Genomic DNA, 17,817 nt, shown 5'->3' on the forward strand with positions numbered 1-17,817 from the left:
CCTTTCCTAAAACTTTAGATAATATTCTTTTCTTGCAAGTACTTGAAAATTTGCTGTACAGATTCTTCCACTGATAATTTGTCTGAGCGAATCGTAATTTCTGGACGCTCTGGTGCTTCATATGGTGAATCAATTCCTGTAAAATCTTTAATTTCGCCGCGGCGTGCTTTTTCGTAAAGCTTCTTTGGATCACGCGCTTCACACTGTTCGATTGGGCAGTCAATGAATACTTCAATAAACTCGCCTTCTTCAAACAAAGCACGAACCTGGTCGCGGTCGGAACGGAATGGAGAAATAAACGCTGTTGTTACAATCGCACCGCTATCGACAAATAGCTTCGCTACTTCTCCAATACGGCGGATATTTTCTGTACGATCGTGTTCAGAAAATCCTAAGTCTTTGTTCAAACCATGACGGATATTATCGCCGTCTAGGACATATTCACTAATCCCCTGGCGGTATAATTCACCAGAAACAGCATTTGCAATCGTTGATTTACCTGAACCGGAAAGACCTGTAAACCAAAGTACACAGCTCGCGTGGCCATTTTGTGTATGACGGTCTGCTTTTGTTACGGTTGCATTATGCCATGTGATATTTGTTGCTTTTGTCATTGTTGTATTTCCTCCTTAGACCGTTGCAGTTTCTTCTTTCATGCCTTCGATTAGTACTTCCACAACTTCTTTACGGCTGAAAGTAGCAGGAGGAAGAACACCAGCACGAAGCATTTCTCTTACCTTTGTACCAGAAAGGATGACGCGGTCTTCTTTGCTGTGCGGGCAAGTTTTATCAGAAGCCATGCCTTCACACTTTGTGCAATAGAAGCTGTGTTCAAAGAACATTGGTTTGATACCAAGCTCACCTTCAGCGAAATTACTGAAAATGTGCTGCGCATCGTAAGTTCCGTAGTAATTACCTACACCAGCATGGTCACGGCCAACGATGAAGTGTGTGCAGCCAAAGTTTTTACGTGCAATCGCATGGAAAATCGCTTCTCTTGGTCCTGCATAACGCATTGCTGCAGGGTATACACCAAGTTGAACGCGTTCAGCCGGATAGTAATTATCTAGCAATACACGGTAGCTTTTTAGACGTACTTCAGCGGAAATATCGTCTGATTTTGTTTGACCTACAAGTGGACTAACGAATAATCCATCAACGGTTTCTAATGCTGCTTTTTGGATGTATTCATGTGCACGGTGGATTGGGTTTCTAGTTTGGAAACCAACAATTGTTTTCCAGCCTTTCTCTTCAAACATCGCACGTGTTTCTTTTGGCTCATACCACACATCAGCGAATACGCCTTTATCTGATTTTTTCACTAGAACAATATCACCTGCTACATATACAGGTCCTCGTTCATAAAGACGTTTCACTCCTGGGTGCGCGACTTCGTCAGTTTTATAAACTTCGATCGCTTCTTTATCTAAATCTGGCTCATACCATTCAGATACTGTGATAACACCATAAACCTCGCCTTGGTGAACTAACTTGATTTCTTCACCTACTGTAAGTGTTGCAGCAGTCTCATTGGAAACAGGCAATGTAACTGGAATCGACCAGATTGTATTGTCCGCTAAACGCATGTTAGAAACCACATTTTCATAGTCTGCTTTTCCAAGGAACCCTGTAAGTGGGCTGAATAGTCCAACACCAATCAACTCTAGATCACTCAAAGCGATTGCATCGATTTCGATTTCTTTCTCGATGTTATTAAAATCATAAGCTGGGTCGAATGCTTGGATTAGTTTTCCTCCGTGAGGTGCTGGTAAAAATGACACTTTTAATCAAGTCCTTTCTTTTTTGAAAAAATTATATATGAATAAATTATGAAACTAGCAAGTTTAATCTTTCGCAATTTCCTGTTGTACCGCCATACTTGGTTTTTGTCTTTTCATTAATGACGAGACACCCAGGACGGAAATAAGGACACCCGCCATTGCGATAACTGGGTAAAAGTTATGTTCAATAATCATTTGAATCATTGTATATGATAATACCATGGATAAAACCGGCGAGACAATCCAAACTGTGAGAAGTTGAACAACAATGCCTTTTTTCAAAACCGATTTACCGCTTTTAGCGAAGCCAATCCCTATAATCGAAGAGGTGGTAATTTGTGTTAATGGTACTGGGATACCGAAAACGGATGCAATGGTGACAATCGTTGCCCCTGTTCCTGAGATCACACAGCCCTCTTCAAGCCGAAGGGTGGTAATTTTCTTCCCATTCGTCTCTAAGACACGATGGCCGAGAAAAAGTGCTCCGCCGGCTACAAATAAACCGCCCCAGAAGATCCCATTTCCAGTGGATAGAATATTGGCTCCAACAAGTGGGCCAACGGCATTTGCCACATTGTTCATACCAGCCGAGAAAGCTTCAAACAATCCCATAAAAACGACTAGAATCGAGAGATATGGTACGGCCTTTGGAGCTTCCATCCATTTCTTTAAATATCTATTTTTTAATAGGTACGTTACGGAAATCGCAATGACAAAGGCAACAAATGGCGTCAGCAGCCAGAATAGCAGGATCCAAACTAGTTTACTGACAAACACAGATTGATAGACAATCCCTGCCCCAATAACAGAACCGACCGCCACTTCACTTGTAGAAAGCGGAATTCCGAATATGTTAGCAAGAAACAACGCCAATGCTGCGGATGTTAAAACAATTAATGCCACCGGGATTGTAAACGTGCTGCTAGGCACGATCCCACTTCCCAATGTTTTAACGACTTCCCCGCCGCCAAGCCAGGCACCAAGAAAGACCGTGATACTGCACAGCAGCAAAGCAAGACGTTTTTTTACAACGCCCGCCCCGTAGGCAATACCCATGGATGCTGCTGCCCCGCTTGCACCTATATTGATGGCAAAAAATAAACCAACCGTAATTGCAATGACTGTGAGCATTTGGAATACCCTCCTTTACACCCGCTTTAACAGCCTAACATCCAAAAAGTTTATTGATAGATTTATAGCCTGTTATGCGGTGGGCACTGCCAAGAATGCCCGACTGGTTTGTTCAGATTAGCGGGTATGTAAACCGCATTCTGTTTTGCCGCTTCCTGACCAGCGTCCTTCACGTGAATCGCCGCCATCAGAAACAGGCTTCGTGCATGGGAAGCATCCGATGCTTGGATAATTATGATCATGCAAGGTATTGTATGGAAGATCCTTCTTCTTGATGTACTCCCATACCTCATCCCAAGTCCAATGAATCAATGGGCAGATTTTGATATTCTCAAATTTGTCGTCCTTATTTAGGAATTCCGTGTTGGCTCTAGTTGGTGACTGTTCCCGGCGCAATCCTGAGATCCACGCTTTTCTAGCAGTCAGGGTCTCCCTTAATGGGATTACCTTACGAATGTTACAGCATTGATTGGCATCCCTCAGCCACAAAGCAGACCCATATTCTGCCGCCTGTTCATCAAGAGTCATTTTTGGAAGTTTCCGTTCAATTCTTAATGTTGGGAAACGAGCTTCCATTTTATCGATGACTTCGTATGTTTCAGGGAAATGAAGCCCAGTATCTAAGAAAACAATATGTGCATCAGGTTTTACCTGATGAATCAGGTCGATTAGCACGATGGCTTCAGCGCCGAAGCTTGATGCATAAACAATCTCTTCGTCAGGATACGAGCTGTATGCCCACTTTAATACGGACAGTGCCCCTTTTGTCTCGTCATCGTACGAGAACGTGTCTGAAATTTGTTGCCAATTTTGATAGGTTATTGCAGCTGTCATGCTACATGCCTCCTTTTTTCATAAAAAAAGCGTCTTCCTGGAGGTTGACGTTTCAATCAGCCTCCAGTGTTCTGGTCAGCGCGGTTTGTTTTGTTTAAGACGAACCTTTTCATTTTTTTCTATTTGTACAATCTTTCCATCCTGAACTACTAGTGTAATAGAGCCATATTGTAAAGAAACAAGCATTTTCTCTAAATGAGTAATCAGTTCTTCCTTTTCAGTAGCGTTCAGATTGATTCGCCTCCTTTTTACAAAAAACGCCTTTCCGATCTGAGGAAAGGCGTTACCATAAGTCCAGGGACACCTTATCTCCCAAAATGTGAAACATTTTGCTGGAATGGGCACCTTGCTTTGCAGGTTGCCGGGCTTCATCGGGCCAGTCCCTACGCCTCTCTCGATAAGAATATTAATTGATGAAATTAATCCTACCATACCAATAGGTTTTATGTAAATAAAAAAATCTAAAAATTAAAAAATTCTTTAGGCCACTTTTTATATGGTAAACAATTTGTGACTGTTTGACAAAAAAATTTTTAAAACGAATGCCCTTTTTCGAATGTTTGCATTTACTGTAATGTGAAGGAGGAGGATGAATGTGTCAGAGTTAGATTTTCATGAAGTTGCACACGAACTTTTGAAAAAGGAAGTAGAAGTGGTCACCCTTCAAGGTAATTTTGTTGGCAGACTGCTAGAGGTCGGCAGAGATGTGATTGTTTTGGAAACGAGAGGCAGGGTCAGTCTGCGGGTTTTGGCGATTCGGATTGAAACCATCGTGGCGATCTTTCGAGTCGAGAACTTAGGGCCAAGGAGACCTTTTGGGTTTGGACCAGGTGAAGGTGAGCACGGACCGGACCAAGATGAAAGCAGCAGCAGCAGCAGTAATGAATAAAGATGAAGAGAAAGCACTTTCTGCTTTCTCTTTTCTTTTGTTCTGCTTTATTTCAACCGAAGAATAACTATTTTACATTGGACTGTGCATTTTTAGGGATTATCAGTTAGACTACTTCAACTTATTAAAAAGTCCTTTCGTCAAACCCTTTACTTCGTTTTCACTCACTACCGTGGTAAAATAACAGATGGATTAAAATTTTAAATACAAGAAGGGCTTTTCTTGAACTATTCAGCAAAGAGTTTGGATAATAAATTCATTCGTTTTTTGGTTACCCTAATTACCGCTGTTATTGGGGGATCTCTCTTTACCATCTTACATACGCCGATTCCCTGGCTGCTCGGACCGATTGCAGCTGTTGTAATTGGTGCTAGGTTTAGCAAAATCCCTTTATATTGGCCTGTTGGAATTCGAGATATAGGTTTAATTGTAGTCGGTTATTCGATTGGTCTATCTTTTACTAAAGAGGCGCTGCTGCAAATCATCTCTAAACTTCCGTCGATGCTGCTCATGACGGTTTTACTTGTCTGTTTCTGTGCGGCTATAGCGTTGGTTGTTTCTAAACTAACCGGGGTGGATTATCCAACCGTTTTGACTGGCAGTATACCCGGGGGACTTTCGCAAATGATTATTTTTGCAGAAGAAATGAAAGGCATCGATATTACCACGGTAACTTTTCTGCAGGTTGCGCGTTTGATGATGATTATTTTCGTCGTTCCTTTCTTAATATTGGGACCATTGTTTAATCACCCAACGCACGGGACTGCAGCAGATGTGGCAGATAATGTTGTTCAATCAACAGTGCCTGTTTTTCCAAATGTCATTTGGTTCACAATCATCTGTGTGGTTTGTGCTTTTCTGGCAAGGAAACTTAAATTGCCCACTCCCAATTTATTAGGACCGATTCTCGGGACAGCAATTGCCGGGATTTCTGGACTTCATGGACCTGCCGTTTCACCGTCGATTTTGGATGTCTCACAGTTTATGATTGGGACTTATATTGGTTTGCTGCTGAAACCGGAGAAACTCGAACATAAGACAAAAATTATTAGCCTGGCCTTATTAAGTGGTCTGTTCATGATTGCAGGTTCTGTAGGTTTAGGGCTGCTGCTGATTTATTTTTATCATATCACGCCATCAACCAGCCTCCTTAGCCTCGCACCTGGGGGAATGGACCAAATGGCCATCCTCGCCCATGAAGTGAATGCCGATTTATCGATGGTCACTGGCTTTCAATTATTCCGGCTATTTTTCATTTATTTTGTGGTTCCGCCGATGCTGCGACTCTTTTTTAAGGTTGGGGCAGGGAAAATCAAGAAGAAGCCTGCATAAATTATTCATAAAAAAACAATGCGGTCCTGCATACGCCGCATTGTTTTTTTATATTCATTTTGGAGAAAGGATGTCATCGATAATTCCGTAGGCTTTTGCTTCCTCTGCACTCATAAAGTAATCACGGTCTGTATCTTTAGCTACTTGTTCAACCGTTTGTCCTGTTCGGTCAGCGATAATCTGATTAATCTGTGCTCGCAGCTTTAAAATTCGGCGAGCTGTGATTTCAATTTCTGTTGCCTGCCCTCTCACACCACCTAATGGCTGATGAATCATAATTTCACTATTCGGCAGCGCGAACCGTTTGCCCTTCGTCCCGGCCAAGAGCAACATAGCGCCAAATGATGCCGCCATACCAGTGCAAATCGTCCGTACATCCGGCTTGATGATTTGCATGGTATCATAAATGGCAAATCCGGCTGTGGTTGAGCCGCCTGGGCTGTTAATATACAGAGAAATCTCTTTTTCCGGGTCGTCTGCAGCTAAAAATAATAACTGGGCCACCACACTATTGGCAGTATGGTCGGTGATTTCCTCTCCAATGATGATGATTCTATCCTTTAACAGACGTGAATAAATATCGTAGGAACGCTCACCGCGATTGGATTGTTCGATTACATATGGAATGGTGCTCATTTTTAACTCCTCCTCGAAGCTTTTTTTGGCTATGCAGCCATACAGAGAGTGCTTGAAGGAGTGTGATGACGAGTATTGGTTGATACGAAATGGGTTACGTTGCTTATGGCCGCAATCGAAGGAATGGCTTCGATAAGCACTGATGGGTCCTGTGCTTTCAAAGACTCATAAAATAGATCGGAGAGCTGCTCTATTTCATCCTCTTCCCAAAAGGAATTAACTGAAAAAGATTCCTCTTCCTCTGTTCCTTTTTCCAGCCGTTTTTTTCCGCGGTGAAGACTTGCCTTTACCGCTATTTCAGTGGTGCCTAAGATCTCTGCTATTTCCTTCAGCTGATATTGAAATGCTTCTTTTAATAAAAAGATGACGGCCTGTTTGGGTGTGAATTTCTGAATAAGTAATTCAACAGCAGTGGTCACTTCATCGAGTTGTTTTGTTATTTCATGACTAGAAAGGTCCAGCTCATCCCCTAGCGTTTCATGTTCTCTTTTACGGAGCTGGTCGATCCAATGATGATAAGCAATTTTGTTTAATAAGGCTGTACTCATCTGGTGCCGATGATATTTTAGTGCCTTCAGATAGGTCTCCTGGGCGATGTCCTCTCCATCCCATTTGTTTTGGGCTAGAAAACGGCAATAGCGCTGAAGTTTGGGATAATACTCAATCCAGTGGTTCTCCTCTTTTTCTGAATTAACAGTCCTGGATGGGTTTTGCTTTGCTGACATGATTTTCACTCCTTTTTGCACTCTCTGCTCTATAAACGTTTAAGAAGGATAATAAGATACGGGTTAGATGATTTTTTTATTATATGAAGATGAATCACATAAATCTATGGATGTTAGGGTATGGCCTAATTTTTTTTGGATTGGATCTATTTAGTTTACATAATATTATTATGAGGTTTATTAAATTTAAAGAATATCAAACTATAAAGAAATAAGGCTTGTATTTGTCGATAAGACATCCTACAATGGTTGTAGCATTGCCTGATAAAAATGCGATGTTTTTTAATGAAAAATAACCATGGATTATTTTTATCAGCCTGATATAATGCAAATTATACAATTCATTTTAAAGGTGGGCATTATGGAGAACACAAGTCGATATGTTGTCAACGCTCTTGGAAAAGGTGGGGAAACATATTATACTCTTTGTAAAGATAAACAAGAATTACAGAATTGGATCCACAAACATCGAGAAAAATTAGTTATGGATGAACTCATAATTAAGGATAAAAAACAAAGTTTATTCTCCAAATGGTTCGGCCTAAAAAAACTATACTAAAAGTAACTATAACTAACTAAAAGTAAGACGCCATTTTCATTCGAATGGCGTCTTATTTTTAGTATTTTCATAGTAGTGACAGGCGCCATTAATAACCATTCCCACATTTTAAAGTTAGAAAGTCAGTAAATGGTGCCTGTCATTACAGATATTTAAAATTTAATCATGTAACAGATAAATATCCGCATATGAATGAATATGGTATAATTGTCCAAGAGGAGGTGTTCTTTTTGAAGAACGATAAACTAGAGGAAAAAGAGCAATTAAAAACGATGAAAAATACGAATAATATCAGGGTGCATAATCGCTTCAGTTTAACCATTAATTTTGGCGATTCGTTGAATTTATTAGCCTTGCTTGCAGGTGTATACATATTAAAAAATGTAGCTAAGAATAGAAAGTTAAAAAAGAGAGCAGAGAAATTATAATGGTGGTCGTTTCGCCCACTGTTTTTTTGTTTCACTTGTCCAAATCCCTTATTCTTTTCCGCAATTCAATCATGACAGCTCTCGGGTTTTCCAGTTCAAATATCACATATTTATATTTTCCTGCACCATCGACCTCTAAGTGTAATAACGGTACATCGTGCTCGAAGGATAAGAAATACCAAGCATCCCCGAATTTAAAGCTTCCTTCATAAATGTGCAGCGGTGCAATGGAAGTACCAGGCATGCGCAGCATCCACATGGGTGGATCAAATTCATCAATATAAACCTTTTTAATGGCTGTATACGGGATCTTTAACTGCCACCTTAATGCAAATACACTTTCAACCCCATTTAATCTAAGTACGAACTCATCTTCACCGAAGTGGACTTTCTTCGTCATAAAGGTCACCTCACTTACAGTATAAATTCAATACCCTTTCGCTTCCATTTTAACACTTACAGAATTAGGAAACTACCTATAAATAAAAAGGGTGACAGGCACCATTAGTAACCTTTTCCTGTTAAGGAACATAAATAGGTATCTAATGGTGCCTCTCACCACTAGAGTGTCACCACTACAGTGTTATCACTACTGCGACACGGCGGCGTTAAACTTTTTCTTTTGGATGTGAATGAGTCTGAGGGATAGGCAGATTCCTGCGGCGAGTAATCCGATTGTTAGTCCGATCCAATAGCCTTTTGCTCCAAGTCCAGTGTAATTAGCCAACAAGTAGCCTGCCGGCAGGCAGATGAACCAGTAGGCCACTAGTGTCATGACGAAGGCAATATTCACGTCCTTATATCCCCTTAATGCTGCTTGAGCCGTTGCCTGAATGGCATCGGATATTTGGAAGAACAGGGCAAAGATTAAGAAATTAGCGGTCATATAAATAACGGCAGTTTCATTCGAATAAAGTCCCGCGACCGGATATCGAAACGCCACAACGATCAAACCGGTTCCGATGGCAATGAGCAGAGCGATCCCTACTCCTAACCAGCTGTATTGTTTCGCATCTTTATACCTCCGCGCCCCTACTTCAAACCCAACGAGAACAGTCAGAGCTGTCGAGATACTGATCGGAATCATATAAATGAAAGAAACAACATTTAAAGCAGACTGATAGGCAGCAATCGTTGTTACATTAAATTTGCTTAATAAAATAGTGACAATCGCAAACACGGTCGTCTCGAAGAAAACGGAAAGCCCCATCGGAACACCAATTTTTAAAATTTCCTTACAATGTTCCCATGAAAACTCCCTTAAATTAGAGAAAACCCGGAAAGATGAAAATGGTTCCTGTTTTGTGATAATGAAGATGGTCATACCTAAAAATACCCAATCAGTGATTGCCGTTGCATAGCCAGCCCCAACACCGCCAAGCTCTGGAAAACCTAACTTTCCAAAAATAAGGACATAATTCAACACTAAATTGATAGGCAGGGATAAAAGCATAATAACCATTATAATCCGCGTTTTTCCTAAAGCATAAATAAAAGACCGCAGCACATTAAAAATAAACAGCGGCAGCATTCCAATACTAAGCCCAACCAAATAACCAAAAGCGATATCTTTCACTTCCGTCGAAAGATTCATCATATCTAAAATTGGATTTAACAAGAAGAAGCCGAGAATAAAAATGATAATCGCAATCATAACGGATAAATACATACCATGTCTAACAACTGCAGCTACCTCGTCAGGCTTTTTTTGACCGAAGCGCTGAGCGGCAATCGGAGAAACGGCCAGAAAAATCCCACTAATCCCGTTGAAAACTGGGCCCCAAATCGAGGAACCAATGGCCACACCTGCTAAATCGGAACTGCTGTACCTGCCAGACATGATCGTATTAAAAACGACCATTGAAAACATCCCAAGCTGGGTAATTAAGATCGGGATTAACAAGACAAAGATCTGCTTCGTCTTTTCCTTAATTGTAAAAGTTTGATTCATACATTTAATACTCCTATAAAAATAAAGTCCGAAATTACATTATAACCTACTTTATATGATTATTCCTCCATTAAATCACAAAAATAAACGCCTAGAACCCCGGATACTTTTTCATAGCAAAAGTAGAAAAGTCAACCAGATTCCCCATTAGCTCTATCTTTTCATTCCTAGAAAAAATAGAACCTCCATTGGGGAAGTCCTATTTCTTAACAATTTTCGATGGGTTATTTATTTTATATGGAACCGGTGTATCGACCATGAATTCCTCTGGGGCATCTTTGCCCTTCCCCATTTTTTTAGCAGCAACTTTTCCATCAAATTCAAGCAAATCGCCTGGAGCTAATTCGAATTTTTTCAATGTCTTACTATGGCTGCACCAGGCTAGTCCTAGTTCGATTGCTTGGTCCTGAACGATTTGTACATTTTCTAAGACTACCACTTCATCATTTTCTTCATTAAATGGATTGTAGACTAGTGCAAATTGTTTAACAGAAGCAGTAAAGTGAACCTTTTCTGAAGGAAGCTCGATTTTAGGTGCCTTCTCCTTTTTCGGCTTCGGTTCCTTAGCAGGTTTGGCGGCCTTCTCCTTTTTAGGAGAAGCGGCTGGTGCGGCCGTTTCTGTTGGAATGGACACTTCTTCTTCTACCTTCGTACTTGCCGTTTGTTCTCCAGTCTCTTCAAGATTAATCAAGCTTTCCTTGCCAAAACTGGACTGCTGCATTTCTTTTAAGAAAGCCGGATGGATACAGGTAAGATTGCCATCTTGAAATTCTATGACAAGGGTGTTGAACTCTTCGGAATTTCCATAGATCTCAAATCCCTTTATAGTCACTTGACGCTGGTAGTTACGCTCTTTATACCAGAACTCTTTTTTTGCAGTTGAGAGTCCCCACTCCTTGAGTTTTTCTTTATAATGATCATCATCACGAAACGTCTCATAGTCCCCTTTGGGTGGGATATATGTAGTGATCTCGGACTGTTCTATTTGTGAACGCAAAATAGCCATTAGAGCCATTCCCTCCATTCTATATGTATGTGTTTTCTTGATTATAACATTTTTATGAGCAAAAAATAATTATAGCTTCTGTGGAGTATAAATCAGCAACAAAAAAAGACTCTCAACAGAGAGTCTTTTCAAATGGCTTTAAAAATTATATTTTACGAACGTTAGAAGCTTGTGGTCCACGTTGACCTTGCTCAACGTCGAAAGAAACTGCTTGACCTTCGTCTAAAGATTTGAAGCCTTCGCCTTGGATTGCAGAGAAGTGAACGAATACATCGTCTCCACCTTCGCGCTCGATGAATCCGAAGCCTTTTTCTGCGTTAAACCATTTTACTTTACCTTGTTCCATGTGTGGTTCCTCCTGCTGTGTGCGTTGCACACAATTTGTTACTATCCTTGCTCAAATCTTCCAGACGAAGTGCAATTTCACTTTAACGTTCTTTCCGACTCACAAAAATAATTCTTCTTTACTATAACAGATAGAAATGTATAAAGCAAACCTAATTCCTTTTTTGATAGAAAAGTCATGCAAGAGTTGAGCTATTTGGGCTACTTCTTTTTCTGTTTATTTTTCATAATCTTTTCATATTTCTCTATTAGATGGTTAGTGTTTCCATGTATAATATCTAAGGAATTAAAAAAGAAATCGGGTGACCCGCCTATGAGGACGTATAACGAGAAGGTAAGTATTTATCATGGTATGGTGTCAACCATTGCTGTGAATCTTGCCAGCAATTATTTCCCAATATTCGCAATCTCTATTCTAGGTGCTAGTAATTATCAAGTGGGGTTAATTAGTTCTCTGCCTCCCTTAGTTGCACTATTAATGACCATACCGGCAGCCGTTCTACTAAATCGGTTGGAACTACAAAAGAAAACAGTTGCCACGTCTGTTCTTTGGGCGAGGATTATGTTTTTATTGCTGGCAGGGGTGATTTTTATTCATTCCTCGTATCAAGCTTGGACATTTTTAATGATTGTCGCACTCATGAATGTCCCTGGCACCATCTCAAACATCGGATGGCAAACCTTGATTAGCGGGATGATAGAAGAAAAACGCCGAGGAGCTTTTTTTAGTGATCGTAATCGTCTGCTGACGATTGTTGGAATGGTTACAACTTTAATCATTGGAGTTGTGATGAAAAGTCAAACGGATCATGCCTGGGCCTATCAAATTTTGTTCCTTATAGCTTTCCTATTTGGATTACTAGAAGTATTTTTTCTCATGAAACATCGAGAAAAACACCAGATAAAACCAGCAGACCGGCAAAAGGCAGCTTCGATGGATTGGTCGATTTTTAAAGACCGAGGGTATAAGTGGTTCTTGATTTCCGCATTATGTTTTAACTTCACCTGGCAAATCGCATGGGCATTATTTAATATTTATAATGTCAGATATGTACATGCTACCATTCTTTGGATTAGTATTTTTTCTGTTGCCAATCAGCTGGTACAAATTTTCTCTTTCCCTTTATGGAAAAAATGGGCGGAACAAAAGTCTAACACTTTGGTACTTGTGTGGGTTGCGGTGGGTATGGCTACTGCTCCGGTGTTAAATATCCTGTCAACCAATGTTTTCTATATCACATTTGTGTCGATGACCTCTGGCTTTTTCGTTTCCGGTACTACCCTGCTGTTGTTCAACCTATTGCTGGAGCAGTCCCCCGAGGCAAAGAGAACCTATTGCATTACTACATATAATGTTCTTTTATCCTTTGTTGCTTTTGTTGCGCCACAAGCCGGCATTTGGCTCCTTGAAATCAGCAATATGCGAATATCGATGGAAATCATCTCTGTATTACGTGGTTTAAGTGCCTTTGTCTTCTTTCTTATGTATGTTAAATTAATGAAAAATAAAAATCTTACGAGTTATAAACCAGTGAAAAAAGCGTCCCCTTCCTCTTAAATAGGTGGGGGCGCTTTTTAATGGCTTCAAATATAGTGCGTAGGATAATAAATGGTTTAAAAGTAAAACATATACCTAAAATCATTCAAATTAGTCATTATGAGGTTGTAATGAAGACTTCCTTTTTAAAACTTAAGCTATTTAACTTTAATAAAGTGATTTTGTATATATTAATGAATCTCCTGTTATTTTGTTTGTTATTCTTTCCTGTTAAGGAAAAGGAATTGATTTATTTATTTTTAGTAATCGTTTTTATCATTTATCTGTTAACGTTCTGGTACCTATTCCTTTTCATTAAACAAGTTCCGAAAACGGACGATTCGCTGATTTCAATTATTTTTTTCATTGGTCTGCTACTATTTAGCATAATCCTTTCGTATGCGAATTTATATCAGCTAATCTTCGAGCTAAGAGGAAAGATTGCCTTTAAGGGGACCTCCCTCAAAGCCAATGATTTCTTATATTATAGCATTACTACCTTTACGACCACTGGTTACGGTGATATTACATCCATCGGTCCCATATCCAACCTGATTGCCGCCAGCGAAATGCTCATTGGATATGCAATCAATACCACCATTTTGGGTATCATTGCAACAAAGATCTACCAAACAGAAATAAGTAAAAAAGGTAAATCTGATTGACTTTCTTATTTAAAGTTTTTCATGATTTCATTGGTGTAAATAGAGACAGTGTTGTTAATAGTGACAGGCACCGTTCGTGGACAGTGTCCTTTTGAGGAGGATACTGTCTTGTTTTAATTACTACCATCAGGTATTTCGTTGTGATTATTCAGAAAATTCTTTTAAAAAAAACCATTTTTTTGATATAATCTATATTAAAATATATTCCTATTGAAAGCGCTTTAGGTGAAATTAAATAATTGTGGGAGGAAAAACATTTAAATGGGTGGATTAAGCGGTTTATTAAAAATTTTTGCTATTGCTCTTAATCTAGCATACTTAAATTTTCTTTGGATTATCTTTTCTTTACTGGGCCTGGTCGTTTTTGGTTTTTTTCCGGCGACATCAGCCATGTTTGGAGTGATTCGTAAATGGTTCTTGGAGGATTGGGATCTACCAATTTTTAAGACATTTTGGAATCTCTACAAAAAGGAGTTTATAAAAAGCAATATACTGGGGTACATCCTATTTCTGGCTGGATTTATTTTATATCTCGATATCAAGCTTGTTCAACAAATGTCTAATATTTATATGACGATGGTTCACTATTTTCTCTTAATGCTTACTTTTGTCTATGTTTTGACAATATTCTACGTTTGGCCTGTTTTCGTTCATTTCGAACTTTCCGTTCTCCAAGTAATAAAAACGGCCTTTTCTTTTATGGTGATTTCACCATACTCAACCATCATGATGGCTGCTGGAGGTGTCATTTTTTATTTCACAGTACAGCAATTTCCAGGTTTGCTTTTAATTTTTGGCGGAAGTGTATCAACACTACTGATTATGTGGTCCACACATATTGCTTTCCGAAGAAGAGACCAGAAAATCCGGCAAAATGGAAAAGAGGCTACTCCTAAATAAAGTGTATATATACCGATATGGCCCGATTGACCATCTCTTTGTCCTGATAAACAAGGAAATTTATAGTAATAGAAATTAATATATAAGTATGATAAAGACATTGACAAACCTGTACATAGGAGGAAAACATCTTGAAGATAATCATGATCTCCCTTGATTCACTCAGAGCAAATCGATTAGGCTGTTACGGCTATAACAAACCTACAAGTCCGTACTTGGATAAAATCGCTTCTGAAGGTGTACTTTTTGAAAATGGATTTGCCTCTGATATTCCGACAGAAGTTGCTCATACCTCTATCTTTACGGGTAAAGTAGGGCTACGGACTGGTGTAGTATCACATGGGTCAGAGTTAACTTCCCTTCCGAAATCCACAGAATGGATGCCTACTATGCTAAGGGAAGCAGGGTTTACAACAGGCGCTGTGGACAACCTATACCAGTTAAAAGAATGGTTCGCAAGAGGATTCCGTTACTATATTAATAGCGCGGGCGGCAACCGGTGGATCGATGGCAAGACCATTAACCAATTGGCGAAGCCTTGGATTAAAGAACATAAAGAAGAAGACTTTTTCTTATTCCTTCATTATTGGGATGCACATACGCCATATCTCCCGCCTGAAGAATATATTCCTACTTTTTATGATAAGGATAAAGATCCTTATGATTCTATGAATACCAGTATGGATAAAGCATATAATCATTTGGCCTATCCTTTTTTTAAACATCATCATTTCGATTTACTTGGTCCTGTGACCGACGCTGAATATATCAATTGTTTATATGATGCTGAAATCAGGTATTTAGATGACCGCTTGAGGGAAATCGATGAATACTTAGAAGACCTAGGCATCAAAGATGATACCTTGCTCATCCTATTTGGAGACCACGGTGAGAGTTTAACAGAACATGATATTTACTGGGATCACTGTGGACTTTATGATACTACCGTACGAGTACCTATAATCATGAGATGGCCTGAAAAGATTCCGGGAGGAAAAAAAGTTAACGGCTTTATACAACAGGTTGATTTGATGCCAACAATTTTGGAAGCGGTCACAAAACAAAGTCCGAACCTACAAGAAAAACTTTCTATTCACGGGAAAATCGATGGCAAAAGCTTATGGCCTGCCATTCTTGGTCATGCTGATGGCACCCAAAAGAAAATTTATTTAAGTGAATGTGCCTGGCAGGCTGCAAGGGGAATACGGACAAAAAAACATAAATTTATTCGCACTCTCGATAGCGGAGTTTTTAACCGCCCACCTAGAGAACTATATGATTTAGCGAATGATCCTGAAGAAACAATTAACCTTGCAGATGTTAATCCTGATCTTGCTGACCAATTCGAAAAGGACTTAGATAATTGGGTTCAAGAAATGTTACAAGGTAAAGAAGATCCAATGATGATTCAGCTCCGCGATGATGGCCTGCCATTCCGTAAGCGCATTGAGAAGATACTTGCCAATTTCAATTTAACATGGGAGGAATGGCATGCAAACCCTTTACGGGAAAGGTTAGATCAGAAGATTCACTCCTGAGCATCACAATAATAACCTATCCGCTCCTCGGATAGGTTATTATTGTCTGGCTTAAAAAAGTAAAATATGAAAAAGAGTGTCAAAATGATTTTGAGCACTCTCTCTACCTGTTCTTCTCTAATATTACTGCTTCTGTATTTCTTTTTCCTTTTCTTGCAGCCCTCTGGCACTTCTTAATGTGCCAAGGTACAATTTTTCATAGGCCTCTTCGGAGGATTTTATTGGACCTCCACCCTTCCCATGGTAATTCACATTCGTATACATTGGATTAACTCTGCCAGTTTGCTGCTCACGACCAGCAATATAATTTTCCATCTTCTCCTGAAGCAGTGCCACTACATCTGGATGCTTGTCTGCTACATTATTGTTCTCTTTTGGGTCCTCTATTAAATTATATAGTTCAATTTCTGGTTTGAAATGGAAATCTGGCTCTAACGCCTGGATCAACTTCCATTCCGGAGTGCGCCAGCCATGTTTTCTCATCCAGGTACACTCGGTGATGTAAAACTCAGTGATCCTTTTAGCCTCTTCTCCCTTAGTGACACTGACAAGACTTTGTCCATTGAATTGAATATCAGTAGGGATCTCTAACAATTCAAGGATTGTAGGTGTAATATCTTGAATCATGGTGACATTTGGGTATCTTTTTCCTTTTGGAACCTTACCAGGGAATTTCAGAATAAGCGGAACGGTTAAAATGTTGTCATATAATCCATGATGATCAAAATAACAATCATGTTCGTATAGTGTCTCACCATGATCAGAAGTGATGACAATCAATGTCTCTTCTTCAATTCCAAGGGCTTCCAGTGAAGCAAAGATATTTTGGATGCACATATCCATATAAGCGATGGCACCTTCATATTGGGCACATACATATTTCTCATCCGTAACTCCATTAGGAATCCAAGATTTCATGAAATCAGCATGTGGTTTAAAATTATATACAGGGTCCATTGACTTATTTTCCGGATCAAATTCATTTTGATCATAGAAAATCCTCTCAAAAGGACGTGGAGGAAGATATGGCGAATGTGGATCCATATGACGAAGAAATAGGAAAAATGGTTTTTCCTCCCCTGCCAAACGCTTTAATTCAGGAATAGCAACTGCATTCAAATTTTCCGCTTTAGGACAACGTCCTGTCTCATCAGGAATCCATGCCTCGTAGTCAAGATAATGATCAAATCCCCTAGACGATGGGTTACCAGTGAAACCAACACATGTTGTATTGTAACCATTTCCCCCCAGTATTTCAGCAAGCGTTTTAACATGGCCACCAAGTGGACCTTCATGGCGCAGCGCAACCACATCAGTCCCAAAACAATCCATGCCAGTCAGCATCGCTGCATAAGCGGGTGTTGTCGGGATACTTGGACTGAAATGATTTTCAAAAAGAACACCTTCACTCGCAATTTTATCAATATGAGGAGTAGTCAAGCGGTGGTAACCATAACTACTCATGAAATCCCTTCTTAAACTATCAATACCGAATAAGATAACATTAGGTTTTTTCATAGTTTCCATTCTCCTCCTTTATTTATAAATTAAATTCGAGAT

At 39.6% G+C, this 17,817-nt stretch carries 19 protein-coding genes and 1 riboswitch; of the genes, 7 read left to right on the forward strand and 12 right to left on the reverse strand.

What is annotated here, in order from left to right:
* Window positions 1–14: 14 nt before the first annotated feature.
* The 5 genes from cysC to GXK58_RS00565 form a co-directional block, all read right to left on the reverse strand.
* The gene (gene cysC / locus GXK58_RS00545; RefSeq protein WP_160718837.1) at window positions 15–614 is read right to left on the reverse strand and encodes an adenylyl-sulfate kinase; all 600 of its coding nucleotides are present in this window, start codon (window positions 612–614) and stop codon (window positions 15–17) included.
* Between the two features lie 15 nt (window positions 615–629).
* Window positions 630–1,781, reverse strand: coding sequence for a sulfate adenylyltransferase (sat, locus tag GXK58_RS00550; protein WP_160718839.1), 1,152 nt, complete (start codon window positions 1,779–1,781; stop codon window positions 630–632).
* Window positions 1,782–1,844: 63 nt separating this feature from the next.
* Entirely contained in the window at window positions 1,845–2,912 is a 1,068-nt protein-coding gene (locus GXK58_RS00555) for an inorganic phosphate transporter (RefSeq protein WP_160718841.1), read from the reverse strand.
* A gap of 117 nt (window positions 2,913–3,029) precedes the next feature.
* A complete protein-coding gene (locus tag GXK58_RS00560; protein ID WP_160718843.1) occupies window positions 3,030–3,746 on the reverse strand; it encodes a phosphoadenylyl-sulfate reductase in 717 nt (238 codons plus the stop codon).
* A 75-nt stretch (window positions 3,747–3,821) separates the two neighbouring features.
* Window positions 3,822–3,953, reverse strand: a complete 132-nt coding sequence (locus GXK58_RS00565) for a YezD family protein (RefSeq protein WP_160719728.1) — start codon at window positions 3,951–3,953, stop codon at window positions 3,822–3,824.
* A gap of 95 nt (window positions 3,954–4,048) precedes the next feature.
* A riboswitch (SAM riboswitch) is annotated at window positions 4,049–4,150 on the reverse strand.
* 191 nt (window positions 4,151–4,341) lie between these two features.
* On the opposite strand from GXK58_RS00565, the gene GXK58_RS00570 reads away from it, so the two are divergent.
* Window positions 4,342–4,635 (forward strand): hypothetical protein, encoded by a 294-nt coding sequence (locus GXK58_RS00570; protein WP_160718845.1) that lies wholly within the window; start codon window positions 4,342–4,344, stop codon window positions 4,633–4,635.
* Window positions 4,636–4,857: 222 nt separating this feature from the next.
* Window positions 4,858–5,967 carry an AbrB family transcriptional regulator gene (locus GXK58_RS00575; RefSeq protein ID WP_160718847.1) on the forward strand — a complete coding sequence of 370 codons (1,110 nt, stop codon included), beginning with the start codon at window positions 4,858–4,860 and terminating at the stop codon, window positions 5,965–5,967.
* Window positions 5,968–6,021: 54 nt separating this feature from the next.
* Here GXK58_RS00575 and clpP read toward each other — a convergent pair whose 3' ends face one another.
* Entirely contained in the window at window positions 6,022–6,636 is a 615-nt protein-coding gene (gene clpP, locus GXK58_RS00580) for an ATP-dependent Clp endopeptidase proteolytic subunit ClpP (protein ID WP_272928111.1), read from the reverse strand.
* Window positions 6,633–7,328, reverse strand: a complete 696-nt coding sequence (locus GXK58_RS00585) for a sigma-70 family RNA polymerase sigma factor (protein ID WP_160718851.1) — start codon at window positions 7,326–7,328, stop codon at window positions 6,633–6,635. Before GXK58_RS00585 ends, clpP begins: the two co-directional genes overlap by 4 nt.
* Window positions 7,329–8,117: 789 nt before the next feature.
* Between GXK58_RS00585 and GXK58_RS00590 the strand changes: the two genes are divergently transcribed.
* Window positions 8,118–8,315 carry a hypothetical protein gene (locus GXK58_RS00590; protein ID WP_160718853.1) on the forward strand — a complete coding sequence of 66 codons (198 nt, stop codon included), beginning with the start codon at window positions 8,118–8,120 and terminating at the stop codon, window positions 8,313–8,315.
* A 31-nt stretch (window positions 8,316–8,346) separates the two neighbouring features.
* On the opposite strand, the gene GXK58_RS00595 is transcribed toward GXK58_RS00590, so the two are convergent.
* From GXK58_RS00595 to GXK58_RS00610, 4 genes are all read right to left on the reverse strand, one after another.
* Window positions 8,347–8,715: a hypothetical protein gene (locus tag GXK58_RS00595; protein ID WP_160718855.1), complete on the reverse strand. Its 369-nt coding sequence runs from the start codon at window positions 8,713–8,715 to the stop codon at window positions 8,347–8,349.
* Between the two features lie 189 nt (window positions 8,716–8,904).
* Window positions 8,905–10,266, reverse strand: coding sequence for an MATE family efflux transporter (locus GXK58_RS00600; protein ID WP_160718857.1), 1,362 nt, complete (start codon window positions 10,264–10,266; stop codon window positions 8,905–8,907).
* A 199-nt stretch (window positions 10,267–10,465) separates the two neighbouring features.
* Window positions 10,466–11,272, reverse strand: a complete 807-nt coding sequence (locus GXK58_RS00605) for a hypothetical protein (protein ID WP_160718859.1) — start codon at window positions 11,270–11,272, stop codon at window positions 10,466–10,468.
* Window positions 11,273–11,417: 145 nt separating this feature from the next.
* Window positions 11,418–11,618, reverse strand: a complete 201-nt coding sequence (locus tag GXK58_RS00610) for a cold-shock protein (RefSeq protein ID WP_160718861.1) — start codon at window positions 11,616–11,618, stop codon at window positions 11,418–11,420.
* A gap of 312 nt (window positions 11,619–11,930) precedes the next feature.
* Between GXK58_RS00610 and GXK58_RS00615 the strand changes: the two genes are divergently transcribed.
* From GXK58_RS00615 to GXK58_RS00630, 4 genes are all read left to right on the forward strand, one after another.
* Entirely contained in the window at window positions 11,931–13,175 is a 1,245-nt protein-coding gene (locus GXK58_RS00615) for an MFS transporter (RefSeq protein ID WP_160718863.1), read from the forward strand.
* A gap of 20 nt (window positions 13,176–13,195) precedes the next feature.
* A complete protein-coding gene (locus GXK58_RS00620; protein WP_160718865.1) occupies window positions 13,196–13,819 on the forward strand; it encodes a potassium channel family protein in 624 nt (207 codons plus the stop codon).
* Between the two features lie 261 nt (window positions 13,820–14,080).
* Window positions 14,081–14,719: a YesL family protein gene (locus GXK58_RS00625; protein ID WP_160718867.1), complete on the forward strand. Its 639-nt coding sequence runs from the start codon at window positions 14,081–14,083 to the stop codon at window positions 14,717–14,719.
* A 131-nt stretch (window positions 14,720–14,850) separates the two neighbouring features.
* Complete coding sequence (locus tag GXK58_RS00630) at window positions 14,851–16,257, forward strand: sulfatase family protein (RefSeq protein ID WP_160718869.1); 1,407 nt, start codon at window positions 14,851–14,853, stop codon at window positions 16,255–16,257.
* 123 nt (window positions 16,258–16,380) lie between these two features.
* On the opposite strand, the gene GXK58_RS00635 is transcribed toward GXK58_RS00630, so the two are convergent.
* Complete coding sequence (locus GXK58_RS00635) at window positions 16,381–17,775, reverse strand: sulfatase family protein (RefSeq protein ID WP_160718870.1); 1,395 nt, start codon at window positions 17,773–17,775, stop codon at window positions 16,381–16,383.
* Window positions 17,776–17,817: the final 42 nt, after the last annotated feature.

Source organism: Bacillus sp. USDA818B3_A, from assembly GCF_009928415.1.
In the GTDB taxonomy this organism is placed as follows: domain Bacteria; phylum Bacillota; class Bacilli; order Bacillales; family Cytobacillaceae; genus Neobacillus.